Genomic DNA, 25,961 nt, shown 5'->3' on the forward strand with positions numbered 1-25,961 from the left:
GACGGTTGTCCAGGTTCAAGTACGTAGGCGGGTGGTTTAGGTAAATCCGGACCGCTACTAACGCTGAGATACGATGTCGAGCTACTACGGTAGTGAAGTCATTGATGCCATGCTTCCAGGAAAAGCCTCTAAGCTTCAGATTGTAAGGAATCGTACCCCAAACCGACACAGGTGGTCGGGTAGAGAATACCAAGGCGCTTGAGAGAACTCGGGTGAAGGAACTAGGCAAAATGGTACCGTAACTTCGGGAGAAGGTACGCTCTTATCAGTGAAGTCCCTTGCGGATGGAGCAGACGAGAGTCGCAGATACCAGGTGGCTGCAACTGTTTATTAAAAACACAGCACTGTGCAAAATCGTAAGATGACGTATACGGTGTGACGCCTGCCCGGTGCCGGAAGGTTAATTGATGGGGTTAGACTTCGGTCGAAGCTCTTGATCGAAGCCCCGGTAAACGGCGGCCGTAACTATAACGGTCCTAAGGTAGCGAAATTCCTTGTCGGGTAAGTTCCGACCTGCACGAATGGCGTAATGATGGCCACGCTGTCTCCACCCGAGACTCAGTGAAATTGAAATCGCTGTGAAGATGCAGTGTACCCGCGGCTAGACGGAAAGACCCCGTGAACCTTTACTACAGCTTGGCACTGAACATTGAACCTACATGTGTAGGATAGGTGGGAGACTTTGAAACCGCGTCGCTAGATGTGGTGGAGTCGTCCTTGAAATACCACCCTTGTAGTTTTGATGTTCTAACGTTGGTCCCTGAATCGGGATTACGGACAGTGCCTGGTGGGTAGTTTGACTGGGGCGGTCTCCTCCCAAAGAGTAACGGAGGAGCACGAAGGTGGGCTAAACACGGTTGGACATCGTGTGGTTAGTGCAATGGCATAAGCCCGCTTGACTGCGAGAATGACAATTCGAGCAGGTGCGAAAGCAGGTCATAGTGATCCGGTGGTTCTGAATGGAAGGGCCATCGCTCAACGGATAAAAGGTACTCCGGGGATAACAGGCTGATACCGCCCAAGAGTTCATATCGACGGCGGTGTTTGGCACCTCGATGTCGGCTCATCACATCCTGGGGCTGAAGTCGGTCCCAAGGGTATGGCTGTTCGCCATTTAAAGTGGTACGCGAGCTGGGTTTAGAACGTCGTGAGACAGTTCGGTCCCTATCTGCCGTGGGCGTTGGAAAATTGAAAGGGGCTGCTCCTAGTACGAGAGGACCGGAGTGGACGAACCTCTGGTGTTCGGGTTGTCATGCCAATGGCATTGCCCGGTAGCTAAGTTCGGAATCGATAACCGCTGAAAGCATCTAAGCGGGAAGCGAGCCTTGAGATGAGTTTTCCCTGGCGCTTTAAGCGTCCTAAAGGGTTGTCGTAGACTACGACGTTGATAGGCAGGGTGTGTAAGTGCTGCGAGGCATTGAGCTAACCTGTACTAATTGCCCGTGAGGCTTAACCATACAACACCCAAGGGGTTTTGTGGACTCAAAGAAATACCAAACGCTTGAATGAGTTTGAAGAGAACAAAAACAGCTTTCCAGATTATTTGCCTTCAGTTTTTTAAAAACTGAAAGTAAAAGCAAAATTTGCTTGGCGACCATAGCATTGTGGACCCACCTGATTCCATGCCGAACTCAGAAGTGAAACACAATAGCGCCGATGGTAGTGTGGGGCTTCCCCATGTGAGAGTAGGACATCGCCAGGCTTTAAATTAAATCTTTAGGTTGACCAACCTGGAGATATGGACGCTCACTTAGTGAGTTGACCACTGCGGAGTGGTAGTTCAGTTGGTTAGAATACCGGCCTGTCACGCCGGGGGTCGCGGGTTCGAGTCCCGTCCACTCCGCCACTTATTAGAAAAGCCCTGCTAGAAATAGCAGGGCTTTTTTACATTTAAAGAAAAGTGTTTTGCCCTTCGGCCGAATGAGTTCCACAAAGGGTTTGCCAGAAGCCCACAATCCCGTCCATTCCGTTACTTATTAGAAAGCCTAGTCTGACGACTAGGCTTTCGTCGTTTCTGGGTTATGAGTTTTAACTCTTGGTTTTGATTTCCGTAAAAGGTTGTTTTGATTTCCGTAAAAGGTTGTTTTGGTTAGTAATCGTTGAATCGACGATTGATTAGAAAGCTGTGTTAGCAATAGCCGGGCTTCGCGCTTATGGGCTCTAACATGACAAATTATTTTTAATCAATAAGTTAGCAGGGGTTTTCTAAGTAGCGGTGGCTTCTTAATTACTTCTGTTGAGTGATGATTAAGCCGCGCTTTAAACTTCGGAGTTTTGCTGTGTCTCAGAATTGATTTCGTCTAGAGTCTGAAACTCCGCTGCTATACATTCACTTCTTCAATCTTAAACCAATAGGTTGGTTACGGAGGTAGGCCAGATTTACGAGATCCAATACTTAGAGGTACATTACTTAAATGTAATTTTCATCTAATGATTCCAGTTGCTAAGCCCACTGTAATCTAGAGCTAATCTCTATCAAATGACAACTACTGCGAAACGTCTTTACTTTCTCTCGGTACAAATCCAACCAAGTTATCTGATCATTATTCCTTCAAAAATCTATATAAAGATTGTCAGTCAGCTCAAATGGATTCTAAACAGCTTGTTTTATAATTGGCTAAAACTACATACGGATAGCTCTAAAGTATCCCTCAGTGTTTTTTAGGAAACCTTGCGGGTGATTTCATGAGGATTTAACCTCATGACTTAAAATCAGTACTTATAAAGCATTAATAGCATTTGAAATCCAATGATCAAGATGTGTGACTTATGGATTGTTCCGAGCTAGGCAGGCCTTATTAAAAATGGACGGTGCTTCGGTCAGCAATAAGCTGGGTGTGGAGAAGGGATCTGGATGGAAGACCTTTACTACCATCTCTAGTGTTTTCTTATTGGTACTGAGGAAGTTATCCAAGGTAAACAGTAGATACAAAAAAGCCGATGCTTGGCATCGGCTTCATGATAGTTGTAACAGTTTAAGCTGGTTGAACGAGAGCGAGTGCCTTGCGAGAAACTTCGTGAGCAGCCTTCGTTAAGTTTTGCTTTTCTAGTGCATCAGATAAGTATCCGTAATCTGATACGTTTGAGCGAAGTGCTAGTGCTTTCTCGAAGTGGGTTTGTGCTTCTGACCACTTCTGTTCTCTTAGGTAGAACTGAGCCAATGCGCTGTGTGCTTCGGCATTGCCACCATCTTTACTGATGGCGCGCTCTAGCATCACAACGACTGGGTGGTGATCGGCAAGGTTAAGCTCTGGAAGCAACATGTAGAGCTCATTTGAACCACTCTTCGCAATGTTCTCTTTGATCACAGTGAAGGCTTCTGAGTCAGCTTTACGAGCGATCAGTTGCTTCACAAAGCAGGAAACAAGGTGAGAGCTTTGTTTCTGCTTTCTTGAAAGCTTGTTCCAATGGCTGATTAAACCTTCGCTACCTTGCTGCTGTGCCACATCGTGAAGCAAGCCGCATTGTGCTTTTTGTTCTAACTCAACTTGCTCATCAGCCGTAAGAAGCTTGTTTTTAGCTAGCTTAGGCGTTAACTCTAGTAATGGCTGCCAGAGTTTAAGCTGCATGTAGGTGGCTTTTAATAGGCCAAGTACAGCGGTGTTATTAGGGTATGTACCTTTTAAGGTCGAAAGTGTATCGAATGCGGCTTCGTAGTTCGACTCACTGATCTGTTGTTTTGCTTTAGTTAGCTCAACAGCCAGTAGAGAGTCGTCCTGCTGGCTAGCAAGCTCGATGTACTTATCACGCTCTTTCGTATTACCCTGTTCGTGAGCCGCTTGAGAAGCGACTAAATAACAAAGTAGAGGCATGTCGTGATGGTTAGCCCAACGCGTTACCTTTTTCTCTGCGCCTTTCCAGTCACCTTCAAGAAGTTTGATGATGCCCTCATTGGTATAACGACGAGAGCGTTTCAGCTTACGAACACTGAACCAATTCCAAGTTGTTGAGCTTGCGTGCATAAGCTTTTTAAATAGGTACTCTAAGCCGAATAGAGCCGCTAGAAGAGCAATAACGAAGATAACCAGTGTTGTCACGCTCATCTCAATGGTCTTATTCGCAATTGAGATCAGAACGTAGCCTTGTTGACCTGAGAACTGAGTACCAACAATTAACCCAGCACCTAGAACGAGAAAAAGAAAAATCCAACGAATCATTATTTTTCCTCCGTGGTCATAACGGTGACTTCACGACGTAGACGATCACGTATCACATCTGACAACTCATTTTGAGATTCAAGCTTTACAGGGTATTTCACAGAGATGTTCTGTTCACTTAACTGTTTAATCGCTTTCTCAAATTCAATCACTGAGTTGTTATCTTGGTTTAGGTACGCTTTCGACCACTCGCTAGCGGTATTAAGAGCTGCACTATAGAGTTCACCTTGCTCTTTGTAGACCGCGCGAATCGCGGTTTCTAATTTACCTTTGATGTTTTCACGCAGGTAGAAGTGCTGTTCTGGTGATAGTAGAGGGATAACTTCGCCATCACGACTGCGGAATGTGATGAAGTTTTCTGAGAAGTCTTTCATCGACGTCATCAGGTTGTTCTGCCAATCATTAATATCTTGCGATACTGCTTTTTTCTCAACAACTGCGGCTTCAGGAAGAATCGCATTGGCAAGCGGAAGCGTATCGACTTGCTGTTGCAGACTTGTGATGCGGAGAACTAAACCGTCACGGTCGATCAGAGGAATGGTGCGAAGTTTAGTAATGTCATTGGTCATTGATTGACGCAGTGACACTAAGCTAGGGTCGTTCAGTGCTGCGATACGTTGATCGGCACTTTCCATTAACTTGGTTGCGCTAACGGCATCATGCTCTAGGAACAGTTTACGTCCTGCTAGTTTCACAAGGTAATCGGCTTCGGCAAGTAACCAGTCATTCGGGCGGCGACCTTTAACGTCAGCCACTGCTAACTGCAGGCTTTGAATACTCTTCTGCTGTTGAGACTGTACGACCTGAGTTTTCTCCACCGCGTGTGACGCTTCTTGGATAGTCTCTTGCTTGATGGTTTGTAGGTCTTTATTTACTGCAGATTGGGTATTTTGAAGCTGTGCTTGAAGAGCGGCGATTTGAGCTGAATACTCAGCGCTCTTTTGCTGCATTTGAAATGCGATACCCCCACTGAAAATAATCGAAATAGCGATCGCAATAGCGCCTAGTTTGACACCGCGCTTACCTTGCTTTTCTGCTTTCTCTATTTGCTCTTTATGTTCAGCTTGAGGCTGCTCATTTTTAGCGGTCTTTGACGCAGAGGGATCAAGCTTCTGTTCAGGCTGTTTTGTCTCTGTAGAGTCAGCTTTTTCGTTTTCAATAACTACTGGCTGAGTGTCTTGTTTCTTTTCAGGTTCAATATGCTCGTTATTTTTTTTGCTTGTCATGCTTATTTCCTGTTCTAGCTAGGGCCGGAGAGCAGCCAGTAATATTTGGTTCGTAGCACTGTGAGTATTGGTCACGTTCGAGAAGCCGAGTTGTTGTGCTCGTTCTACTATGCGCTGACTTGGGACAAATAGGTGTCTTGTTGAAAGCCAAGTCAAATACTCATCAGGGGTAATTGAGCAGAGATACTCCAATTGTTCCTGACTAGTGATGACAACTTTGGACGTTTTTTTGTTTATCCATGTTTGATAGGTATTGTGGTCGCTAATGGGAATATATTCTCTACGGTAGGTCTCACAATAAGAGACTTGTGCACCTCGGTTGAGTAGAGAATCTCTAATGAGCTCACGCCCACCATTACCACGTAGTATCAAAATGGACTTATTTTCTACGCCATTAAGTTCAGTAAGTTTAAGAAGATGTTCACTATCACTAACTTGAGGGTAGTTTACTTTTTGTTTACAGACTTTGCTTAAAACGTGCGCAGTTTTTTGACCAACGCCAAGATAAAGCGGCGAAGTAGGCCAAATGGATGAGGTTTTTGAAAGGATGTTTTGAGCCGCGGTCACGGCGTGGTGACTGACGGCGATGATGATATCGCTGTTATTAAGCTGGGTGCTTAAATCCGCAGAGTTTGGATTATCAACGATACGAATCAGCGGATGATGGATTGCTTGAATCCCTTCATCCGCTAGTTGTTGGCAAAGCGATTGCCCCTCTGAACCGGGGCGAGTCACCAACACTGTCATGATTATTCTTGGTCAGCGTAGAGCTTGGTTAAAATTTCTCTTGCACCGTCATCCAGCAATTGATTTGCTAGAGTCACGCCAAGCGCTTCAGCATCTTTACGTGAACCAGAGATCTCGCCGCGAACCATTTTAGAACCGTCTGGTTCACCGACAAGAGCACGCAACCAGATATTGTCGCCGTCTAATAGTGAGTAGCTACCGATAGGCACCTGGCAGCCACCTTCCAGAGTTAGGTTCATTGCACGTTCGCATAGTACGCGATCAGCTGTATCTTTATGATTCAATGGTTCAAGAAGCTTAATCAGACGTTCATCATCAAGACGACATTCAATACCAACAGCGCCTTGGCCTACAGCTGGTAGAGATTGTTCTGGTTCGATGAAGCTACGAATACGCTCTTCTAGCTCTAAACGCTTAAGGCCAGCAGCAGCCAGCACGATCGCATCGTATTGACCATCATCGAGTTTACCTAGACGAGTCCCCACGTTGCCGCGTAGCTCCTTGATGATTAAGTCGGGGCGAGACTCAAGTAATTGACACTGACGACGCAGGCTGCATGTACCAACGACAGCACCTTGTGGTAGCTCATCAATATTGTTGTAAGTGTTTGATACGAATGCGTCACGTGGATCTTCACGCTCACAAATCGTTACCAGACCTAGACCTTCAGGAAAGTCGACAGGTACATCTTTCATTGAGTGAACGGCTAGGTCAGCACGACCTTCTAGCATTGCTACTTCAAGTTCTTTAACGAACAGTCCTTTACCGCCCACTTTAGCAAGAGGAGTGTCGAGGATGATGTCACCTTTGGTCACCATAGTTACCAACTCAACCTCTAAACCAGGGTGAGCAGCTTGCAGTGCATCCCTTACAAAGTATGCCTGCCAAAGGGCAAGAGGGCTTTTTCTGGTCGCGATACGGATTGGTGCTGAATTTGTCATGGTGGTTCCGATATAGGTTCTGTAATAGCCTAATCCTACCATTATGAGGCGAGAATTCTTACTGTTTGATCATTTGATACTTTGATAGCTCAGAGATTTTCATTAGTTCACCAAAATAGTGTGATTGGTATCTCATTTGAAACATGGGCTATTATTAGAAATAGTCAATAAAGAGGACACTACGGCGCCGGGAGTTTAACTTTCTGTCATCAAGGAATTGACCAGTATGACAGGTTCCTTTGCTTTACCATTAAGGCTAAAAGTGTTAAATTGATCACGTTTTGTTGCTGCTTTCGTTCAGTAACTAGACAGAACTGCACTTAACCTCAAACCAAGGACTTACCTTGCAGGCTTACACTCAAACTTTGATTCAACGATTAGACAATCTAAATCAGCAGCGCATTGATCGTGCGTTGGCGTTGATGAATGTGCAAGGCCAGCGAGTTTTCAACCTTATTCCCGCACTGCTTCACTTTAATCACCCGATGATGCCTGGTTATTACGACCAACAAGTTCCTTTTGGAATTCGTAGCTTCACGCTTAATGAATTCCAAAAGCAATTTGTCTCTGATACCGAATTAACGCTGGGTGGTAAACTTACCGAGGCTGCTGAACCTGCCATCCTTGGCTTGTACACCATGGGTAGTACTTCTTCTATTGGTCAAAGCACTTCAAGTGATCTTGATATCTGGGTATGTGTGTCTCCAGATATGGATGGCGCATCTCGCGACAGCCTAACCAACAAATGTCTGCTGATTACCGATTGGGCTGAAACCTTAGGGGTTGAAGCTAACTTCTTCTTGATGGATGAAGAGCGTTTTCGTTCGAACCATTCAGAAGAGATGACCGGTGATAACTGTGGCTCTTCGCAGCACTTGTTATTGCTTGATGAGTTCTATCGTTCTGCGGTTCGTTTGGCTGGCCAGCGCTTGTTGTGGCAAATCATTCCTCCAGAAATGGAAGAGTGTTACGACGAGTATGTTCAAGGCTTATGTCAGGATGGCTATCTTGACTGCTCACAGTGGATCGATTTCGGTAAGCTGAATCGTATTCCCGCTGAAGAGTACTTTGGTTCTAACCTGTGGCAGCTCTACAAGAGTATCGACTCACCGTATAAATCGGTGTTAAAGGCGATCTTGTTAGAAGCTTATTCATGGGAATACCCAAATACTCAATTGTTGAGTATTGATACCAAGCGCCGTTTCTTTGCGGATGCACCTGATCTGTATGGTATGGATAGCTACTATCTGATGCTAGAGAAGGTGACGCGCTACCTAGAGCGTATCAATGACCACACTCGATTGGATTTGGTAAGACGTTGTTTCTACTTAAAGACTCACGAGAAGTTGTCACGCGAAGCTGGCATTGGTTCTGTTGCATGGCGTCGTGAAGCCCTAACCGAGATGACTAAGTCTTGGAATTGGGGACAGGAAATCATTGCTGAGCTCGATAACCGCCGTAACTGGAAGGTTGAACAGGTTAAAGTGGTGCACCATGCACTGCTTGATGCCTTGATGCTGAGCTACCGCAACCTGATTCAATTTGCGCGTCGTAATGACATCACTTCAGCCATCAGCCCACAAGATATCAGTATCTTGGCACGTAAACTTTACGCTGCATTTGAGGTCTTGCCTGGTAAAGTGACGCTACTGAACCCACAAATCTCTCCTGATCTGCATGAACCCGACTTGAGCTTCATCGAAGTTCGTCAGGGTCAGTCGAATAAAGCCGGTTGGTACTTGTATAAACAGCCACTGGTAGCGCATCGTATTCTTGGTCAGCCTTCTCTGGAACACCATGAGTACTTGAGTAAGTTGGTTGCTTGGTCATTCTTTAATGGCTTGATTACTGAGTCGACACGTCTGCACTCTGTGGTGCGTGATGCCCATATTGATATCGATAAGTTCTATCAAATGGTGAGTGATCTGCGTAATACCTTCTCTTTACGTAAGCGTCGCCCAAGTATGCAGGCCCTGGCTAGCCCATGTGAGATTAGCCAGTTGGCGATGTTCATCAACTTTGAAAATGACCCGACTTCTGAATTAAGTGGTCGTGCATTAAAAGTGGATCTCAAGAATGCGGATATCTTCAGCTTTGGTGAAGAAGGTAAGAGTTTAGTCGGTAGTGTTGATTTGGTTTATCGTAACTCTTGGCATGAAGTACGTACGCTGCATTTCCAAGGTGATACGGCGATGCTGGATGCGCTTAAGACGGTACTTGGCAAAATGCACCAAGATGCGTTGCCGCCAGAGTCGGTCGATGTGTTCTGTTACAGCAAAAACCTGCGCGGTGTGATGCGTAACATGGTGTATCAACTGCTTGCCGAGTGTATCGACCTAAGATTGAAACCGATTGAACCAGAGAAGCGCCGTCGCTTTAAAGCCATTCGCTTAGCGAATAAGATGTTTGGCCTGTTTTTTGAGCGCCGTGGTGTGTCGGTTCAGATGTTGGAAAACTCGGTCGACTTCTACCGTAGTATCTCAACCAACAAGCTGAAGGGGTCGCCTTTACTGATGCTCGATAAAGAGCAAGAGTATCAACTGCCAGAAGTGGTGGATGGTTTTGCGAGTGAGGGCTTAATTCAGTTCTTCTTTGAAGATACCGATAAAGGTTTCAATATTTATGTATTGGATGAGTCGAATCAGGTAGAGGTGTATCACCAGTACAGCGGCGAAAAAGATGAGATGATCGCGAGTGTGAACTCTTTCTATACGTCGGTAAAAGATGAGTCGAAGATGTCGTCTAAGTTGATTAACTTTAATTTACCTCAGTACTACCAGATTGTTCACCCTGAAGAGGGTAGCTCCTACGTTGTGCCTTACCGTAACGATGCGACGTTAGCTTCTCGGAGTTCAAAGATAGTCAACATCTAGGCTTATTAAGACTGATTGATATTAAAAAAGGAGTGATTGATTCACTCCTTTTTAGTTTTGCTTACAAATGATTAGACCCAATCGATCTCTTCACCTGCATGCTTCACGCATTCTTCTTTCACCATCTCAAACAGCTCCATGCCCGTCTTTGAACATGTCCACTTGTCGTCAACTAGCTTGAAGTGAAAGCCACCAGATTTAGACGCTAACCAGATTTCTTTCATTGGTTCTTGGCGGTTGATAATGATTTGGCTGCGGTTCTCAAACTCGAGTGTCATTACGTTACCAGTCACTTCGTAATCAATATCTGCCTCTGATTCATCGATAGCTTCTTCGATGTTTTGCATCTGTATATCGACCAGTTGATGAAATTCAGTCTCGTTCATCCTTTCTATCCTATTGCTTTTCCTGAGTGTGGTGCGATTATAGGGGGCATTGAGTTAATAATCACGATATGCAAAATGAAAAAATTAATTACCGCTCTGTTTATGGTGTCCGTTATTGGACTTTCTGGTTGTGGTCAAACGGGTCCGTTATACGATCCTGATGAAGTTCAGCAGACTGAACAATCACAATAAGTGAAGCACGCAGAAATCGTTATTTATAAGGGATAAGAACTTTGGATTACTTCAACTATCAGGAAGATGGCCAGCTTTGGGCTGAGGACGTCGCACTTTCACAATTAGCAGAGCAATATGGTACACCGCTGTATATATATTCTCGTGCAACATTAGAACGCCACTGGAATGCGTTTGATTCATCGGTTGGTGAGCATCCACACTTGGTGTGTTATGCCGTTAAAGCTAACTCAAACCTTGGCGTATTAAACACTTTGGCTCGTTTGGGGTCAGGTTTCGATATCGTTTCAGGCGGTGAGCTAGAGCGTGTGGTTGCTGCCGGTGGCGATCCAGCTAAAGTTGTATTCTCTGGTGTCGGTAAAACAGCTGCTGAAATGAAGCGTGCGCTTGAGTTGAACATTAAGTGTTTCAACGTTGAGTCTGAGCCAGAACTTGAGCGACTGAATAAAGTGGCTGGTGAGCTTGGTGTTAAAGCACCGATTTCACTGCGTATCAACCCAGATGTTGATGCCAACACTCACCCTTATATTTCTACAGGTCTGCGTGATAACAAGTTTGGTATTGCTTTCGACCGTGCTCCTGCTGTCTATGCGTTTGCACAAACACTCGATAACTTGTCTATCCATGGTATTGATTGCCACATCGGTTCTCAGTTAACGGATATCGAACCTTTCATTGATGCGACTGACCGTTTGCTTGCTCTGATCGACCAACTACGTGCTGATGGTATTAACATTAAGCACCTTGATGTTGGTGGTGGTTTGGGTGTGGTATATCGTGATGAATTACCACCACAACCTTCAGATTACGCAAAAGCACTATTGGCTCGTTTAGACAATCATTCTGATCTAGAGCTGATTTTCGAGCCTGGAAGAGCGATTGCTGCTAACGCTGGTGTACTATTAACGAAAGTTGAGTTCCTCAAGCCAACAGAGCACAAGAACTTTGCCATCATAGATGCAGCAATGAACGACCTAATGCGCCCAGCACTTTACCAAGCTTGGCAGGATATTGTTCCTGTGAGCCCGCGTCAGGGTGAAGCGGTGACTTACGATTTGGTTGGCCCAATTTGCGAGACAGGCGATTTCCTAGGTAAAGATCGTGACCTTGTTCTTGAAGAAGGTGATCTGCTAGCGGTTCGTTCTGCGGGTGCTTATGGCTTCGCGATGTCATCTAACTACAACACTCGTTCGCGTGCGGCTGAAGTGATGGTGGATGGCGATAAAACTCATTTGGTTCGTCAGCGTGAAGAGCTTACGAGTCTGTGGGAACTTGAAAACATTCTTCCGGAGTAATTTTAAGCGTTATGCACTTCCACTTTTCTAAAATGCATGGTTTGGGCAATGATTTCATGGTCGTGGACTGCATTACTCAAAATATTTTCTTTTCTCCAGATTTGATCCGTCGTTTGGCGGATCGTCACACTGGTGTGGGCTTTGACCAGCTACTTGTGGTTGAGGCTCCCTATGATCCAGAAACTGATTTCCATTACCGCATATTTAATGCGGATGGCAGTGAAGTGGAGCAGTGTGGTAATGGCGCTCGTTGTTTTGCACGATTCGTTCGCATGAAAGGCTTAACGAATAAGTACAGCATCAACGTGAGTACCAAGAAAGGTAAAATGGTTCTCAAGATTGAAGAGAATGACCTGATCACGGTGAACATGGGCATTCCTGAGTTCGAACCTGGCAAGATTCCATTTAAGGCGAAGCAGCCAGAGAAGACGTATATCCTAAGAACGGATGTACACACTTTATTCTGTGGTGCAGTAAGCATGGGTAACCCGCATGTGGTGACTGTTGTTGATGACGTCGACACGGCTGATGTGGATACCTTAGGCCCGCTTCTTGAATCACATGAACGTTTCCCTGAACGTGTTAATGCTGGCTTTATGCAAGTGGTTAACCGTGAAGAGGTTCGCTTACGTGTTTATGAACGTGGTGCTGGTGAAACTCAAGCATGTGGCAGCGGTGCATGTGGCGCGGTTGCGGTAGGCATTACTCAAGGCTTATTGGCTGAGAATGTAAAAGTTCGTCTACCTGGCGGTGACTTACACATTAGCTGGCAAGGCCCGGGAAAACCTCTGTATATGACGGGCCCAGCGACGCATGTGTTTGATGGTCAACTTTCTTGCTAATAATGATTTATAACCAATCGATTCATAAAATATAAAGGATAGGTTTTGTCTTACGTTGAAGCCGACGCACTCACCGCAGAAGTGGTCGCGGAATATTTACGTGATAACCCAGATTTTTTCCAAGACCGAAAAGATTTGGTTGATCGCCTTGCTATCAATAACGTTGAGCAGGGCGCTGTTTCTCTGGTTGAGGTTCAGCTTAAACGCCAGCGTCATCGAATCGAAGAGCTTGAAGAAGAGATCACTGGCTTGATGTCGTTGGCGGCAAATAACGATAAAACCTTCTATGAGTTTATGGATCTGCAAGCGCAAGTGCTGAAATGCAGTGACTTCATGCAGGTGATAAAAGCCGTTGAACAAAAAGCGTTAGATCTTGGGCTTAAAGCGCATGTTCGAATTCTTTCGCAACCGGGTTTTTATCAACTTAGTGCCGAGGGTTACTCGAAGTTTTCGCTTAACCATTTTAATGGCAAAGATGCTTATCTAGGACGCCTGAGAAAAGCCGATAGACACGATTTGTTTGGTGATTATCCAGTTCCAGAGCTAGGCTCTTATGTAGTACTACCGCTTGCTAAGCAGTCTCCATTGGGCTTGCTCGCCTTTTCTAGTGAAGATGGCGGACATTTCCAACCCCATATGGATACGCTCTTTTTACGCCATTTAGCACTTGTTGTCGCTCATTTGGCGGACACCTTACCTTGGCAGATAAATAATGAGCCTAGAGCCCAAAATACCTCTTCCTAACAGCCTTCAAAAGCCACTTTCTCGCTTCTATGAATATCTCAGAAGCGAGAAGGGACTCAGCTTACACACCCAACGTAATTACAAACAACAACTTGAAACCATGGCCGGTCATTTAGTCACGCTAGGGCTAAAGGATTGGGGCCAGGTCGATGCGGCGTGGGTAAGACAACTTGCCAGTAAAGGTATGCGTGAGGGAATGAAAGCGAGCAGCATCGCAACTCGCTTGTCGTCACTGCGCAGCTTCTTTGATTTCCTTGTGTTGCGTGGCGAAATGACCGCCAATCCAGCCAAAGGTGTCTCTGCACCTCGCAAGCAACGCCCTTTGCCTAAAAACCTCGATGTCGATGAAGTCGGTCAACTGCTTGATGTGAATGAGGACGATCCATTGTCGATTCGTGACCGGGCGATGATGGAGGTGATGTATGGTGCGGGGTTACGATTGGCAGAACTGGTCGGCATCAACCTGAAAGATGTGTTGGGTCGACAAGGCGAAATTCGAGTGATTGGTAAAGGCGACAAAGAACGCAAAGCGCCTTTTTCTGGTTTAGCTAAAGAGTGGGTCGATAAATGGCTCAAAGTCCGTGGTGAGTTGGCTTCACCGGGTGAAACCGCACTGTTTGTCTCTAAGCTCGGGACTCGTATTTCTCATCGAAGCGTGCAAAAACGTATGGAAGAGTGGGGCAAGAAGCAATCTGTCGCGAGCCACATCAGCCCGCATAAACTGCGTCACTCCTTTGCAACGCATGTGCTGGAATCGAGCCAAAACCTTCGTGCTGTTCAAGAATTGCTTGGCCATGAAAACATCTCGACGACCCAAGTGTATACCCACTTAGATTTCCAACACTTAGCACAAGCTTATGATCAGGCTCACCCGAGAGCGCGTAAGAAGAACAAAGACTAGATTTAAGGGTTTATTATGCGAATTTATCGAGGGTTAAAGCCCATCAAAGCCATGACCTTTGACTTGGATGACACCCTGTATGACAACTGGCCTGTGATCATGAAGGTTGAGAAGGAGATGGCACAGTGGCTTTATCAAAAGCACCCAGTGTCGGCTTCCTTATCGCTCGAAGAGTGGCAGGGCATTAAGCAGCAAGTCGCATCTGAAAACCCAGCTTTGAAACATGATGTCACCGTGTGGCGTGAAACTCAGATTAAGAGTGGTTTGCTGCAATTGGGTTATTCTCAGCAGCAAGCAGAGCAAGCGGCTCGAGAAGGCATTGAGCATGCCTTGTGGTTGCGTAATCAAGTCGATGTGCCTGACGAAACACATCGAGTGATGACTGAGCTTAGCCAACGTATTCCTCTAGTTGCAATTACTAATGGCAATGTCGACCCGCACAAAATTGGCTTAGGGCTGTATTTTCAGTTAATCCTTAAAGCCGGCCCTGATGGCAGAGCTAAACCTTACCCAGATATGTTTGAAAAAGCTCAGCAGCACCTAGATTGTAATGCTGAGAATATTCTTCATGTTGGTGATCACCTCAAAACGGATGTCTACGGAGCCAAGCAAAATGGCTTCCAAGCATGCTGGTTTAATGACACTGGTTCCAATTTATACCACTCCCCGAAGGCGAGCCTGCTTCCTGATGTTGAAATAGACCAACTTAGCGATCTTATGCGACTAATTTAATGGCTAGGTAGGCTTATTGTGTCGCATTTATGATAGTGAATTGTTACATTAGTCGCCTATAAAAGCCTGATTAGGTTAGGATAATTGGCGACTACTTTTTAGCGATTCATTTCAGTCATAGCAGTGGTTGCGGGTTGTTACTTCACTCGATTTTGAACAAGGGTTGGCATGCAAACATTTACATTTCTCGCAAATACTGAGGCGTTATTTAGAGCTCAATTTGATCAGCGAGAATGGTGTGACAGCAAACAGTACCTTATTCAAATCTTCTCAGCTCAATCTTCAGATCTGGCTCGTCAAATCGCGAGTGTTGCCCTCAATCGCTTAAACAATGCGACGCTAATCGGTCAGAGTGCTCGTCATGTTATCTGTGACAACTGTCTTGAGAGTACATGTACTTTAGTCATCATCAGTGAGTTTAACGAAACCCATCTAACCTCTGCGGTTCAGCCGTTTACTGGCAATCCAACTCAAGACAGCCAAGCGCTTGCTTCTCAGCTAGGCCTAACCAAAGACACCAAAACCGTTATCAGCCTATGTGATCAGGTAGAAGGGCGTGATTACCCTATCTATAGCGCTTTTGAGAATTTGCCTTACGCCTTGCCGATCGCTGGTGGACTGTGTCATGAGAATGAATTTGGCCGTTGGGTTATGTATAACGAGCAAACCTACCAGCACGCCTGTGTTGCGGTGGCTCTGACTAACCCAAGATTGAAGGTTTGGTCGGACGCGTACTCTGAGTGGAACCCGATTGGGATGAAGCTACGAGTCACACACGCAGTTGGAAATCGCTTATACGCGTTGAATGACAAGCCGGCTATTGAGGTATTCAAACATTACCTTGCGGATGGCAAAGACCTTCCTTTTAGTCAACTGATGAGCTTTCCGCTTTATCGAGAGCTTGGCAGAAAGAAGGGTATCTCGACGCCTCTGCGTATTAATGATGATGGCAGTATCGAGTTTGATAGCCCTTGGCATGTTGGTGAAGAGGCGCAGTTTTGTTATAACCACCCCTCTTTGACCGCTGAAAAGGTACGTCATGGTGCCGAGATGCTTGCGATGCATCAGCCTGAATCGGTGATCATCTATAACTGTGTATCTCGACTTGAGTTTATCGACAGTAAACTTGAGCTCAAGCCATTTGAAGGGATAGTGAACACGTGTGGTGCCTACTGTATGGGGGAGCTATACCGTAATGAAGACCGTCAAGAAATACTGCATCACAGCCTGACTTATATTGCTATGCGCGAGTCTGACGAGATCAAAGAGTTTCATTGTGAAGACTTTCAGTGTGGCTCAACAGTGTCGCCATTACTTAACCTGGTCAGAAATGCAGTCGCTGATCTCGACAGTATGAATACTCAGATGGAAAAGAAGCTCCATCAACAAGCGCGTCGTTTAACCGAGAGCTATCGCATTGACTCACGCACTGGCTTGCCGAATCGTATCGTATTAAAAGAACGCCTCAATACGATTCTATTTAGTGAACACTTACTCACGTTAAAGCTAACGAACTTCCATCAAGTTAATGAAAAATACGGCTACCAAGTGGGTGACCAGTTACTGCTTGATCTGTCTAATCACTTTATCGAACGATTGCAGCTTCGTGTCGTGAAAGAGCCTCGCGTGAAGGTTGAGCTGTTCAGTATTGGTGTCGGAGAGTGGGCGATTATCTTTAATGCCAGTGTTGGTAGTGCGAGAATAAAAGAAGGTTTCGTTGAGTTCGCGGATGACATCGAACACATTAACTTTGAGCCGTATGGTTTGGCTGATATTGATTACCTGTCAGTTTCTTTGTGTGGCGGCTTTGCCAGTCGTTGTGATTTCTTAACCGACAGCGGTGACGAAATCTTATTGAAAGCGATCGAAGCTCGACGTTATGGGGTGCGGAACAATACTCACATCACCAATGCCAAAGACATCCAGGTGAGCGAAGAAGACCGCAAAGAGCAACTCGGTTGGTTGAGCTGTGTAAGTCGTGCGATTTTAGATCAGAACATCATCACCTACTCACAGCCGATTGTGGAATCGGGTACGCACGAAATGATTGGCCAAGAGTGTTTAGTCAGAATCATGGAGTCGGACGGCACGATTGTACCACCAGGAAAGTTCTTACCTATCATTGCTGATACGCACCTATATACGCGCCTTAGTCGACACATGATTAAGAGTACTATCGGCTACATGGCGGATAAGCAGAGCTCATTTTCTATCAATCTATCCCCACAAGATTTGTTGAGCGACAAGACGCTTGAGGTGCTCGAGGCTGCGATCAGTGGCATGAACGATCCCACTCGACTCGGTTTAGAGGTTCTCGAGTCAGAACAGATTAAAGATTATGGTCGCATGATTGAAGTGTGTGATCACTTCCGTGCACTCGGGGCGAGAATCATTGTTGATGATTTTGGTTCTGGTTATTCCAATATCGATGAAATCATTAAGCTTGAGCCGCAGATCATTAAGCTCGACGGGAGCTTGATTCGTAATATCGATAAAGACCAAAAACAAAGAAATATCGCCTCTCAGTTGGTTCGCTTATGCCAAGTGTTCAATGCCAAAACGGTCGCTGAATTTGTCCACAACCAACAAGTTTGTGAGATAGCAGAACAAATGGGTGTCGATTATCTGCAGGGTTACTACTTCGGTGAGCCTAAGCGACTGTTTTAGCTGTTAAAGCTTCCAGTATCAGTATAACTACTGACGATAAAAGTACTGCGCCGCCATTAATGACTGCTTTTTGGCGGAATGAATGATGTCTTACTAAGGTCACATTATTCATAGCACGATCGTAAGTATTCCGTGCAAGCCTTATCTATAATAAGCACAATAACAGATCATTAACGTAACGATTAATGTGAATATGCAGTCGACTTCTCTCCTGATACAAGACATTGAGCAAACCCAACTTGAATTGGAAAAGATAGATTTTCATCAACATGAAAGCCTACTGATTCAGGTGTTTTCGTCTTTCGAGAAAGGTTCTGTTTTGGCTGCCTGCCAAGTGATTCAATCGACATTCCCCAATGCCAAACTGATTGGTTGCAGCGCTAACCATTACATTAGCCAAGGTGTCATCCTACACCAAGGTCTTTATCTGATTGTTACCCGCTTTGACACGACGTCTTACTCCTGTGGTGTTGTCGAATATAGCGAACAACCATTGTCTGATAGCCACGCTATGTGGCAACAGCTTGAGTGCAATGATAATACTCAAAGCATCATTTGTTTCGCAGACCGCTTGCAGATAAATAACCGAGATCTATTTTCAGCATTTGAGCAGTCGAGGTATTCATTACCTATCTGTGGTGGTGCATCGACCATCACAGATAATGGGCGATGGGTGATGTTAGACGGCATTTGCTATGAAAATGCCTATGTGATGTTGGCGCTGCACAGTGTCGAACTCTCCATCGCTAAAGGTTATTACACTGAGTGGAATCCGATTGGTCGGACTTTCCGAGTGACAGGTGCTCAAGATAACCGGTTGCTGGAATTGGATGGCATGCCTGTTCGCGAACTCTACAATCGTTACCTCGCTGATGGCTTCGAAGTGCCTTTTGAGCAACTGCATAACTTTCCGTTGATGGTCGGTGAGCCGAAAGAGCAAAACATTCACTTACCGCTCAAGGTAGCGGAAAGTGGAGAGATAGAATTCAGCGGCCAGTTCCAAGTGGGCGATGAGGTCCGGTTTTGTTATGACCATCCATCATTGACCCTAGAGCAAATACGACTTGGCGTGCAGCAGATCGCCTCTCATAGGCCAGAACAGTTCTTCATTTACAACTGCACATCTCGCATCGACTTTATCGATGGCAACCAAGAGGTAGAGGTTTTCCAAAAATTGGCCGACAGCTATGGCGTTTACTGCATGGGAGAACTTTATCAAGAGAATAGCCAACAGCGAATCTTGCACCATAGCCTCACTTACCTTGCGCTTAGAGAAGGCGAGGGTAAGGTGGTATTGCCATTAGAGACACAACCCGCGACCAATATATCCCCTCTGTTTTCCTTGATTCGAAATGCACTGCTTGATGTCGATGATATGAATAACAGTATGGCGAGTAAGATTCAGCAGCAAGCCACTGCATTGACGGCAAGCTACCGAATTGATCACCGTACTGGCTTACCCAATCGAAGTGTGTTGCGTGAGAAGCTGTCGAAAATGAGCAGTGATAGCCACTTGCTAGCTTTGAAGGTCACGACCTTTGGTCAGATCAATGAGAAGTACGGCTATCGAGTGGGTGACAAGCTTCTGCATGATTTGAGTGAGTACTTTCAAAAGGCGCTGTGGCAGTTCTTTGATGAGGGCTGTCAGCTCTACAGTATCGGTATTGGTGAGTGGGCGGTGGTGTTTGATAGTTGGGCGAGCCAAGAACATATCCACCAGCGATTCTCGGAATTTGCTGATCAAACCGAGCATGTGAATTTTGAGCCGACCGGTTTACCCGATATTGATTACTTGTCGGTGTCTATCTGTGCGGGTATTGCCAGCCGTCGAGATTTCCCGACTACCTCTATTGATGACTTATTGTTGAAGGCGATTGATGCGCGGCGTAGCGCCGTCAGCCAAAACAAACACTTAGTGAGCGCCAAGGCACTCATTCAATTGGAGAAGCATCGCCAAGAACAACTTGGTTGGCTGTCGTGCGTGAGTCGCGCTGTGCTTAATCAGAATATTGTGGCGTGTTCTCAACCGATTGTCTCAGCACACAGTCATCAGGTAGAGAGCCACGAGTGTTTGGTTCGAATTGAAGAGGACGGTCAGCTGATTGCACCGGGTAAGTTCTTACCAATCATTGAAGGAACCCATCTCTATACACGCCTCAGTCGTCAGATGATAACGCGCACCTTCGATTTTATGAGTCAGCGAACCGATTCGTTCTCAATTAATTTAGCACCACAAGATTTCAGCAATGAGAAAACCATTCTTCACCTTGAGCAAGCCATCAAGAAAATCAGTCACCCACAGCGTATTGGCTTGGAGGTGCTAGAAACGGAACAAATTCAGGATTACGGTCGCTTGATCGAGGTGTGTAACCACTTCCGCGATCTTGGTGTGAATATTATTGTTGATGACTTTGGTTCGGGCTATTCGAACATTGATGAGATATTGAAGCTAGAACCACAGGTGATCAAGCTTGATGGCAGTTTGATTCGCAATATTGATAAAGATAAAAAGCAACGCAAGATCGCTCAGCAGTTAGTGAGCTTATGCCAGATTCTGAATGCTAAGACGGTGGCTGAGTTCGTTCATAATGAGCAGGTGTGTCGTATTGCCGAAGACATGGGGGTCGATTACCTGCAAGGCTATTACTTTGGTCAACCTCAGCGTTTGTTTTGATGGAGCGAGCGTTTCACGTGAAACACTGGTTGGCTCAATAACTAAAGTACGATGTAAAAAGGGTGAGCTTATGGCTCACCCTTTTTGTTTTTAGTATCGGTCTTGTCCTGAAATGTGTTTATTGCCTCGCGCGCGCCTGCTTGGTCTATTTGAGGGCGTGGCCACACTTGTCGGCATGGAAGACTTTTAGATAATGCTGGTAGTAGTCATCAATGAGCTTGGCTGACTCGCTGTCACCTAAAGATTTGAGTAACTCAATACCCACTTCACAAGTACACAAGTGGCCGCTGTCTTGATTTCGGCGCAAGGTGTAAGAGGATTCGCTGGTGATGTCGAGGTGAACTTGTGGTACAGCTTGTAACCACGAGCTCTTGTTAAGCATCTTCTTCGCTTCTTGCCATGTGCCATCCAAGATGATGAATAGCGGCTTACGACGCTGGGCTTGGGTCATCACGGCTTGCTGGCACTCGATACTTTGATCACTTGGGAATAAAAGAAACGGTTGTCGTGTTTCATCTTCAAGCAGCGCGATTAGCTCCGCTGGTGGTGTTTTCCTTTGCCATACAATGGACTGACACTGCTCAAGGGATTGCTGAAGCAGCTTTCCGGTGTTGGTATCGCGTGACAGTTCATTCTCATGAGTGAGCAGCACAAGATCGATTTGGCTTTTGACACTAGGTATCAAGTGACAAATACATTGGTGAGTGAAGCCACAACCAGGGCAAGCTTGTTGGTTACTCATGTTTACAGCTTCACTCCACTTTGTGCGGGTGAGATACCATCAGCAAACAAAACCACGTCGCTGATATCAGCATCATCTGCAACTGGAGCAACACTTGGGTTTAGCGGGTAGCTGACACCTGAGTATGACAGGGTGTGTTTTGCAGGTGTAGTACCGCCGCCACTGACATTGAAGATCAGATCCTGCCAGCCGTGGTTTTGCGATTTACCTAAGCGTATGTCGCCCTTAACCAGTGTCACTCGGCTATTGAAGCGCCAGTTATCTTGATGGTTTTCGAAAATCAGCAGTGTACAGCCACCAGAACCACACCAATCGAGTTGGGCGAACAGCTCTTCTTTGCCGTCACCGTTGAGGTCGTAGGTTAACCAGCGGTACTTGGTATCGTCAGGTGAGCTGTTGTTGATCTTAAAATACTCGCGGATCGCTTGGTCGACTTTTGGATCAAGTTGATCGCTGGAGTTCACCTGCTTTGCGTTTAGATCAACGTTAGTGATGGTGTTTACTTGCGCTTGCGCACTCTTAGCTTCGAATAGCACCAGACCGCCATTGGCAATCGGATAGACCACGTTGCCCACTTTCTCTTTTTCAGCGACCAGCTTGCCATTATCGAGTGTGAAGATACGCTCGGAGATCAAATACTGTTGCTGATGGCGAGTCATCACCACTTGTACCTGATTTTGGTTCAGTTGTTGCCAGAAGCCTTGCTCAACAATAGAAGGGTCTCCATTGCTGTATGAATAAGTCGTGATAGCACTGTGGTCATCGTTGAGTTCAAGGTTGATAGAGAACCCTGAGTTTTGCGTTGAGCTAGCGAAGTAGAGTCCGCTCCAGTCCAGCGTTGGATCTTGGTTAGAGAGCGTCGCACAGCCATTGTAGCTGCTGTCGTTGAAGTTGAGCTTGGCTTCCCAGCCATAGATAGAGTCGCTCATGCCGTCGCTACAGCTTTCTTTGATCAGGTTGAGTTCGCCTTGCGCTGATTGACCTTCTAGTTGGTAGTCACGAGTGCTTGGAGTGGTGCGGCTGGATTCAATGCTGAGGATCTGTGGCTGTTCGCCCATCTTGGTGTATTTCAGCTGATCTTTATCAAAAGTCGCTGACCAGAATGGTTCATTGCCGAACACACGAGTAGAGCGCAAAGGTTGGTCACAACGATCAGGGTTCTCTGCAGTGAGGATATTGACTTGGTCAACCACGAAGCGTGCGGTGAAGTCGGCATTGTATCCAGTTTGGCTTGGTACCGTTAGGTGACCGATGAGCTCACCATACAAGGCTTGATAAGGTCTGGTCGCTAAGCCTTGAGCCTCGAGTGCTAGCTCTGGCGATAAGTCTAACCAGTATTGTTGCTGGCTACCGCAAGGGGTAAAGGTTCGGCTCTCATGGCCAACCACAACCTGACCACGCATGATGAAGGTTTGCGGTTGAATGCTCAGTGGCTCGTCCAAGGTTGCTGGTGGAACTTCAGGTTGTTGCTGCGTATCTGGCGCCGTTACACAACCTTGTAGCGCGAATGCGACTAACCATGTCACTGGGTTTTTCATTACCTTCATGTTATATCTTCCTCGGAGCAACCGTTAATTGGATTTATTATGGCATATTGGTTATTTAAAACAGAACCTGACACCTTTTCTATTCAGACTCTTAGAGTACAAAAAACCTCTTGTTGGGAGGGTGTACGCAACTATCAGGCTCGAAACATGATGCGTGATGACGTCAAGCTTGGCGATCTGGTGATGATATACCACTCATCATGTAAAAAAGTTGGCGTAGCGGGGATCGCTAAAGTAACCAGAGAAGCCTACCCAGACCACTTTCAATTCGATCCTGAGAGTGATTACTACGATCCTAAGTCTTCACCCGATAACCCACGTTGGATAATGGTTGATGTCGAGTTTGTACGAGTGACTGAGCGTTTGATTCCCTTAGCAACATTGAAAGCAATGCCAGAGCTATCAGAAATGCCATTGGTGAAGCGCGGTAATCGCTTGTCCATCATGCCTGTTACAGTGCAGGAGTGGCAGAGCATCTTAAGCAAAGAAGTGCTAGGTTCTCGATAGCGTTAGAGAGAGCTTTTTACGTAAGGTTCAAAAAAGGCAGCCAGTTGGCTGCCTTTATGTTTTATTGGGACTGCTTAGAGTAGGTTCTTTTCTAAGTAGTGAGCAACGGCATCATCTGCGTTGCTGCCAATCACTTCATTGTCTGGCAGAGCTTTCATCACTTTTTCATGTGATGTGCCCATGATTAGGCCTTTACCCGCCATCGCCAGCATTTCAGCGTCGTTCATACCATCACCAAAGGCAACACAGTTATCCAGTGTCAGGTTCAATGATTTCGCAACAGCGTCTAAGGCGTGGCCTTTAGATACTTCAGCAGCCATCACTTCTAAGCACCAAGGTGTAGAGAAGGCGATGTTCAGTTTGTCGCCAAAAGCATCTCTTAGCTTTTGTTCAAACGTGACGAGATATTCGTGATCCTGATCTGGGTGTGTGAAGAAGACTTTCGCGATGCCTTCGCTTGGTGCGTTGTCAGCTTCAAAGCGTTTGTAACTAAAGCCAGATTCACTGTGGAACTTAGCCAGCATTTCATCTTCACGGTCTAGTAGCCAATCTTCATTCTGGTACATGTGAATAAAGAGGTTTGGATCTTGGCGAACGATATCAATAACAGGCTGAACGAGTTCCTGAGGTACGTTCTGGCTATACATCAATTGATCGTTCTGGTCATGCACACGTGCACCGTTTGATGTGATCATGTACGCCGGAATGCCTGCAATCTGACGAATACCCGCCACATCGACGTGGTGACGACCCGTAGCGAAGATGAAGGTATAACCTTGGTCGTGTAATTTCTTTAGCGTCAACTTGGTAAAGTCGCTTAGCTGATGGTTGGGAGCCAAAAGCGTACCATCTAAATCAGAAGCGACAATTTTCACGGAATCTTTAAGTGCAGGAATACTCATTTAACCCTCATTGCAAAATGCTGAATCAATATTGACGCTAGCCAACGCTAGAATCGTTTTAACTACAATATCTCTAGGTAGAAATTGTATGCCAAATTCATGCAAGAAAAGAGGGCAAAGCTCACTTACTTCTCTTCCTCTTTAGCGACTCTCTCTGCTGTCCGTTACTTTTCTTGTTGTCACGCTAACGCTAAGCAAAAAACTGAGTAATAGCCCCCAATGTTGGATTACGATACTCATCTTTCTCAAACAACACCTCATGTCTAGAACCTTCGATGACCTTAAATTGGCAATCCGAGTTGGTTTTCTTCAGCTTATTGATGAACTTCACTTGAGCATCGTTACTGACAATCTTCTCTTCCCCAGCTTGAATCAATAGTAGAGGGATTTTGATTTGGCGAGTTTGTTGAATCGCTTGCTTGGCTGCCATTAATCCTTGCCATACCCAGCGCGTACTTGGCCCACCCACCTGCAAAGAGGGTGACTCGTCATATAAGCGACGGAACCACTGATAGCGAACCTTGCTGTGGCTCAGTAAGTTGTTTTCGAAAGGCTTCGAGTAATACGCTTGCTGCCCCGGCGCGTAAACTGGCTTGGCGTGATATGCGGTAAGCACTTGTCCAACAATCATCGCGATAGGTTTTAGGTACCATTCAGTGTTGATGCCAAACATCGGCGCACACAGAGTGACCTTATCAAACGGATGGTCTGGATGAGTTTGTAGGTAGCGAGTCGCGATGGTACTGCCCATTGAATGCGCGAGCAGATAGCGATTGGAATACTTACTGAGATCAAAACTGGCAATGACGTCAGACATGTCAGATGCATAATCATCAAACTCATGAATGTGACCGATGTCAGAGTCTGTTACCATACGTTCAGACTGGCCTTGACCTTGGTGGTCAAATGAATAAACGTCATAGCCTTGTTGATAGAAATCATAAAAGAGTTCTTGGTATTTTTGGCAGCACTCGATACGGCCATTTGAAATAACAATCGCCTTGGTATGCGCCTCTGAAGTAAGGCTACACCAGTACAGCCTCTTTTTACCGGATGATGTTACATACCCATCTTTTCGTTGTTGCCAAAGGGTGGGGATCGGGTGTTTAATCGCTTGCTCGAATTGAGGTTCTTGCGTGTACGAAAACGGGGCGGCGCTGTGGTTTTCCATGGGAAATTACCTGAACTGGTGCATGTGAGAGCTTTATCGCTACTAATGTTGTTAGATTAAAGAACTAGTAAGGAAATGCAAATGGATACTCATGTTTGGCTTGCTTATGTCGTCACGGCGATTTTGTTCAGTTTGGCTCCGGGCTCAGGTACCGTTAACTCAATCAGTAATGGCCTAAGTTATGGCACTAAGAAGTCACTCGCGTCGATCGTAGGTTTGCAGCTTGGCCTTGCATTTCACATCATGCTGGTGGGCGCGGGTATTGGTGCGTTAGTCGCTCAATCTGCATTGGCGTTCACCATCATCAAATGGGTGGGTGTGGTGTATCTTCTTTGGTTGGGTATTCAAAAGTGGCGTGATAACTCTAGCCTAGTGGCTTCTGAAGAGAGCTCAACGTTATCGAGTGGCAAGCTGCTAAGAAATGCGGTGCTGATCAACCTTACCAACCCTAAATCTATCGTGTTTTTGGTGGCTCTGTTCCCTCAATTTATCGATCCAACACAACCGCAAGCACCACAGTTATTAGTGCTAGGTGTGACGACGGTATTCATTGATAGCGTTGTTATGTTGGGTTACACCTCATTAGCGTCACAAATGGGACGTTTTATTCGTTCAGATCGCATAATGGGTAAGATAAATAAAATCTTTGGTGGTATGTTCATGGGCTGCGGCGCATTGCTGGCTGCCGCTAAAGCCTAGTGAAAGCAATAGAGTT

The 25,961-nt window shown here is 45.9% G+C and carries 20 protein-coding genes, 1 tRNA gene and 2 rRNA genes; 14 read left to right on the forward strand and 9 right to left on the reverse strand.

Annotated features, from left to right (window positions below):
• The 3 genes from CWO13_RS22345 to CWO13_RS22355 all read left to right on the forward strand — a co-directional run.
• A 23S ribosomal RNA gene (locus CWO13_RS22345) occupies nt 1-1,457 on the forward strand; the annotation flags it as partial.
• A 129-nt stretch (nt 1,458-1,586) separates the two neighbouring features.
• Nucleotides 1,587-1,702: ribosomal RNA gene (gene rrf, locus CWO13_RS22350) — 5S ribosomal RNA — on the forward strand.
• Between the two features lie 67 nt (nt 1,703-1,769).
• Nucleotides 1,770-1,846: transfer RNA gene (locus CWO13_RS22355), tRNA-Asp, on the forward strand.
• A 1,129-nt stretch (nt 1,847-2,975) separates the two neighbouring features.
• Here the strand turns inward: CWO13_RS22355 and CWO13_RS22360 are convergent.
• From CWO13_RS22360 to hemC, 4 genes are read right to left on the reverse strand one after another with little or no spacing between them, the layout of a single operon-like run.
• A complete protein-coding gene (locus CWO13_RS22360) occupies nt 2,976-4,157 on the reverse strand; it encodes a heme biosynthesis protein HemY (protein WP_108083478.1) in 1,182 nt (393 codons plus the stop codon).
• Nucleotides 4,157-5,383 carry a uroporphyrinogen-III C-methyltransferase gene (locus tag CWO13_RS22365; protein ID WP_108083479.1) on the reverse strand — a complete coding sequence of 409 codons (1,227 nt, stop codon included), beginning with the start codon at nt 5,381-5,383 and terminating at the stop codon, nt 4,157-4,159. Before CWO13_RS22365 ends, CWO13_RS22360 begins: the two co-directional genes overlap by 1 nt.
• Nucleotides 5,384-5,401: 18 nt before the next feature.
• Nucleotides 5,402-6,130, reverse strand: coding sequence for a uroporphyrinogen-III synthase (locus tag CWO13_RS22370; RefSeq protein WP_108083480.1), 729 nt, complete (start codon nt 6,128-6,130; stop codon nt 5,402-5,404).
• A 2-nt stretch (nt 6,131-6,132) separates the two neighbouring features.
• Entirely contained in the window at nt 6,133-7,071 is a 939-nt protein-coding gene (gene hemC, locus CWO13_RS22375; protein WP_108083481.1) for a hydroxymethylbilane synthase, read from the reverse strand.
• A 344-nt stretch (nt 7,072-7,415) separates the two neighbouring features.
• Between hemC and CWO13_RS22380 the strand changes: the two genes are divergently transcribed.
• The gene (locus tag CWO13_RS22380) at nt 7,416-9,944 is read left to right on the forward strand and encodes a class I adenylate cyclase (RefSeq protein WP_048658899.1); all 2,529 of its coding nucleotides are present in this window, start codon (nt 7,416-7,418) and stop codon (nt 9,942-9,944) included.
• 71 nt (nt 9,945-10,015) lie between these two features.
• Here the strand turns inward: CWO13_RS22380 and cyaY are convergent, their stop codons facing one another.
• Nucleotides 10,016-10,330 carry an iron donor protein CyaY gene (cyaY, locus tag CWO13_RS22385; protein WP_048658898.1) on the reverse strand — a complete coding sequence of 105 codons (315 nt, stop codon included), beginning with the start codon at nt 10,328-10,330 and terminating at the stop codon, nt 10,016-10,018.
• 75 nt (nt 10,331-10,405) lie between these two features.
• Between cyaY and lptM the strand changes: the two genes are divergently transcribed.
• The 8 genes from lptM to CWO13_RS22425 all read left to right on the forward strand — a co-directional run bounded on the left by lptM (nt 10,406) and on the right by CWO13_RS22425 (nt 20,377).
• Nucleotides 10,406-10,522, forward strand: a complete 117-nt coding sequence (gene lptM / locus CWO13_RS23825; RefSeq protein ID WP_407829960.1) for an LPS translocon maturation chaperone LptM — start codon at nt 10,406-10,408, stop codon at nt 10,520-10,522.
• A 41-nt stretch (nt 10,523-10,563) separates the two neighbouring features.
• Nucleotides 10,564-11,817, forward strand: coding sequence for a diaminopimelate decarboxylase (gene lysA / locus CWO13_RS22395; protein WP_102432583.1), 1,254 nt, complete (start codon nt 10,564-10,566; stop codon nt 11,815-11,817).
• Between the two features lie 11 nt (nt 11,818-11,828).
• A complete protein-coding gene (gene dapF, locus CWO13_RS22400) occupies nt 11,829-12,659 on the forward strand; it encodes a diaminopimelate epimerase (RefSeq protein ID WP_048662862.1) in 831 nt (276 codons plus the stop codon).
• Nucleotides 12,660-12,704: 45 nt separating this feature from the next.
• The gene (locus tag CWO13_RS22405) at nt 12,705-13,403 is read left to right on the forward strand and encodes a DUF484 family protein (RefSeq protein WP_048662863.1); all 699 of its coding nucleotides are present in this window, start codon (nt 12,705-12,707) and stop codon (nt 13,401-13,403) included.
• Complete coding sequence (gene xerC / locus CWO13_RS22410) at nt 13,372-14,304, forward strand: tyrosine recombinase XerC (protein WP_017061015.1); 933 nt, start codon at nt 13,372-13,374, stop codon at nt 14,302-14,304. Before CWO13_RS22405 ends, xerC begins: the two co-directional genes overlap by 32 nt.
• 15 nt (nt 14,305-14,319) lie before the next feature.
• Nucleotides 14,320-15,036, forward strand: a complete 717-nt coding sequence (gene yigB, locus CWO13_RS22415; protein WP_102432584.1) for a 5-amino-6-(5-phospho-D-ribitylamino)uracil phosphatase YigB — start codon at nt 14,320-14,322, stop codon at nt 15,034-15,036.
• A gap of 168 nt (nt 15,037-15,204) precedes the next feature.
• The gene (locus CWO13_RS22420) at nt 15,205-17,703 is read left to right on the forward strand and encodes a bifunctional diguanylate cyclase/phosphodiesterase (protein WP_102432585.1); all 2,499 of its coding nucleotides are present in this window, start codon (nt 15,205-15,207) and stop codon (nt 17,701-17,703) included.
• A gap of 193 nt (nt 17,704-17,896) precedes the next feature.
• Nucleotides 17,897-20,377 carry a bifunctional diguanylate cyclase/phosphodiesterase gene (locus tag CWO13_RS22425; protein WP_108021116.1) on the forward strand — a complete coding sequence of 827 codons (2,481 nt, stop codon included), beginning with the start codon at nt 17,897-17,899 and terminating at the stop codon, nt 20,375-20,377.
• 145 nt (nt 20,378-20,522) lie between these two features.
• Here CWO13_RS22425 and CWO13_RS22430 read toward each other — a convergent pair whose 3' ends face one another.
• Both CWO13_RS22430 and CWO13_RS22435 read right to left on the reverse strand, forming a co-directional pair.
• Complete coding sequence (locus tag CWO13_RS22430; RefSeq protein WP_048662867.1) at nt 20,523-21,119, reverse strand: tRNA-uridine aminocarboxypropyltransferase; 597 nt, start codon at nt 21,117-21,119, stop codon at nt 20,523-20,525.
• A gap of 2 nt (nt 21,120-21,121) precedes the next feature.
• A complete protein-coding gene (locus tag CWO13_RS22435) occupies nt 21,122-22,666 on the reverse strand; it encodes a COG3650 family protein (protein WP_108083482.1) in 1,545 nt (514 codons plus the stop codon).
• 39 nt (nt 22,667-22,705) lie between these two features.
• Between CWO13_RS22435 and CWO13_RS22440 the strand changes: the two genes are divergently transcribed.
• A complete protein-coding gene (locus tag CWO13_RS22440) occupies nt 22,706-23,173 on the forward strand; it encodes an EVE domain-containing protein (RefSeq protein WP_108083483.1) in 468 nt (155 codons plus the stop codon).
• Between the two features lie 74 nt (nt 23,174-23,247).
• On the opposite strand, the gene CWO13_RS22445 is transcribed toward CWO13_RS22440, so the two are convergent.
• Complete coding sequence (locus tag CWO13_RS22445) at nt 23,248-24,075, reverse strand: Cof-type HAD-IIB family hydrolase (protein ID WP_102432589.1); 828 nt, start codon at nt 24,073-24,075, stop codon at nt 23,248-23,250.
• A 190-nt stretch (nt 24,076-24,265) separates the two neighbouring features.
• The gene (locus tag CWO13_RS22450) at nt 24,266-25,246 is read right to left on the reverse strand and encodes an alpha/beta fold hydrolase (protein ID WP_048662871.1); all 981 of its coding nucleotides are present in this window, start codon (nt 25,244-25,246) and stop codon (nt 24,266-24,268) included.
• Between the two features lie 81 nt (nt 25,247-25,327).
• Here CWO13_RS22450 and rhtB point away from each other — a divergent pair, with 81 nt between their 5' ends.
• The gene (gene rhtB, locus CWO13_RS22455; protein WP_108021120.1) at nt 25,328-25,945 is read left to right on the forward strand and encodes a homoserine/homoserine lactone efflux protein; all 618 of its coding nucleotides are present in this window, start codon (nt 25,328-25,330) and stop codon (nt 25,943-25,945) included.
• The last annotated feature ends 16 nt before the right edge of the window (nt 25,946-25,961 follow it).

This window comes from Vibrio sp. ZF 223, from assembly GCF_003050585.1.
In the GTDB taxonomy this organism is placed as follows: domain Bacteria; phylum Pseudomonadota; class Gammaproteobacteria; order Enterobacterales; family Vibrionaceae; genus Vibrio; species Vibrio crassostreae.

Bases quoted from the DNA above. Each gene is read 5' to 3' on its own strand.
- CWO13_RS22440 (WP_108083483.1), top strand. From the start codon at position 22,706: ATGGCATATTGGTTATTTAAAACAGAACCTGACACCTTTTCTATTCAG.
- CWO13_RS22425 (WP_108021116.1), top strand. From the start codon at position 17,897: ATGCAGTCGACTTCTCTCCTGATACAAGACATTGAGCAAACCCAACTT.
- CWO13_RS22445 (WP_102432589.1), bottom strand. From the start codon at position 24,075: ATGAGTATTCCTGCACTTAAAGATTCCGTGAAAATTGTCGCTTCTGAT.
- CWO13_RS22360 (WP_108083478.1), bottom strand. From the start codon at position 4,157: ATGATTCGTTGGATTTTTCTTTTTCTCGTTCTAGGTGCTGGGTTAATT.
- CWO13_RS22420 (WP_102432585.1), top strand. From the start codon at position 15,205: ATGCAAACATTTACATTTCTCGCAAATACTGAGGCGTTATTTAGAGCT.
- CWO13_RS22365 (WP_108083479.1), bottom strand. From the start codon at position 5,383: ATGACAAGCAAAAAAAATAACGAGCATATTGAACCTGAAAAGAAACAA.
- CWO13_RS22435 (WP_108083482.1), bottom strand. From the start codon at position 22,666: ATGAAGGTAATGAAAAACCCAGTGACATGGTTAGTCGCATTCGCGCTA.
- lptM (WP_407829960.1), top strand. From the start codon at position 10,406: ATGAAAAAATTAATTACCGCTCTGTTTATGGTGTCCGTTATTGGACTT.
- yigB (WP_102432584.1), top strand. From the start codon at position 14,320: ATGCGAATTTATCGAGGGTTAAAGCCCATCAAAGCCATGACCTTTGAC.
- xerC (WP_017061015.1), top strand. From the start codon at position 13,372: ATGAGCCTAGAGCCCAAAATACCTCTTCCTAACAGCCTTCAAAAGCCA.
- CWO13_RS22370 (WP_108083480.1), bottom strand. From the start codon at position 6,130: ATGACAGTGTTGGTGACTCGCCCCGGTTCAGAGGGGCAATCGCTTTGC.
- cyaY (WP_048658898.1), bottom strand. From the start codon at position 10,330: ATGAACGAGACTGAATTTCATCAACTGGTCGATATACAGATGCAAAAC.
- hemC (WP_108083481.1), bottom strand. From the start codon at position 7,071: ATGACAAATTCAGCACCAATCCGTATCGCGACCAGAAAAAGCCCTCTT.
- CWO13_RS22430 (WP_048662867.1), bottom strand. From the start codon at position 21,119: ATGAGTAACCAACAAGCTTGCCCTGGTTGTGGCTTCACTCACCAATGT.
- CWO13_RS22450 (WP_048662871.1), bottom strand. From the start codon at position 25,246: ATGGAAAACCACAGCGCCGCCCCGTTTTCGTACACGCAAGAACCTCAA.
- rhtB (WP_108021120.1), top strand. From the start codon at position 25,328: ATGGATACTCATGTTTGGCTTGCTTATGTCGTCACGGCGATTTTGTTC.
- dapF (WP_048662862.1), top strand. From the start codon at position 11,829: ATGCACTTCCACTTTTCTAAAATGCATGGTTTGGGCAATGATTTCATG.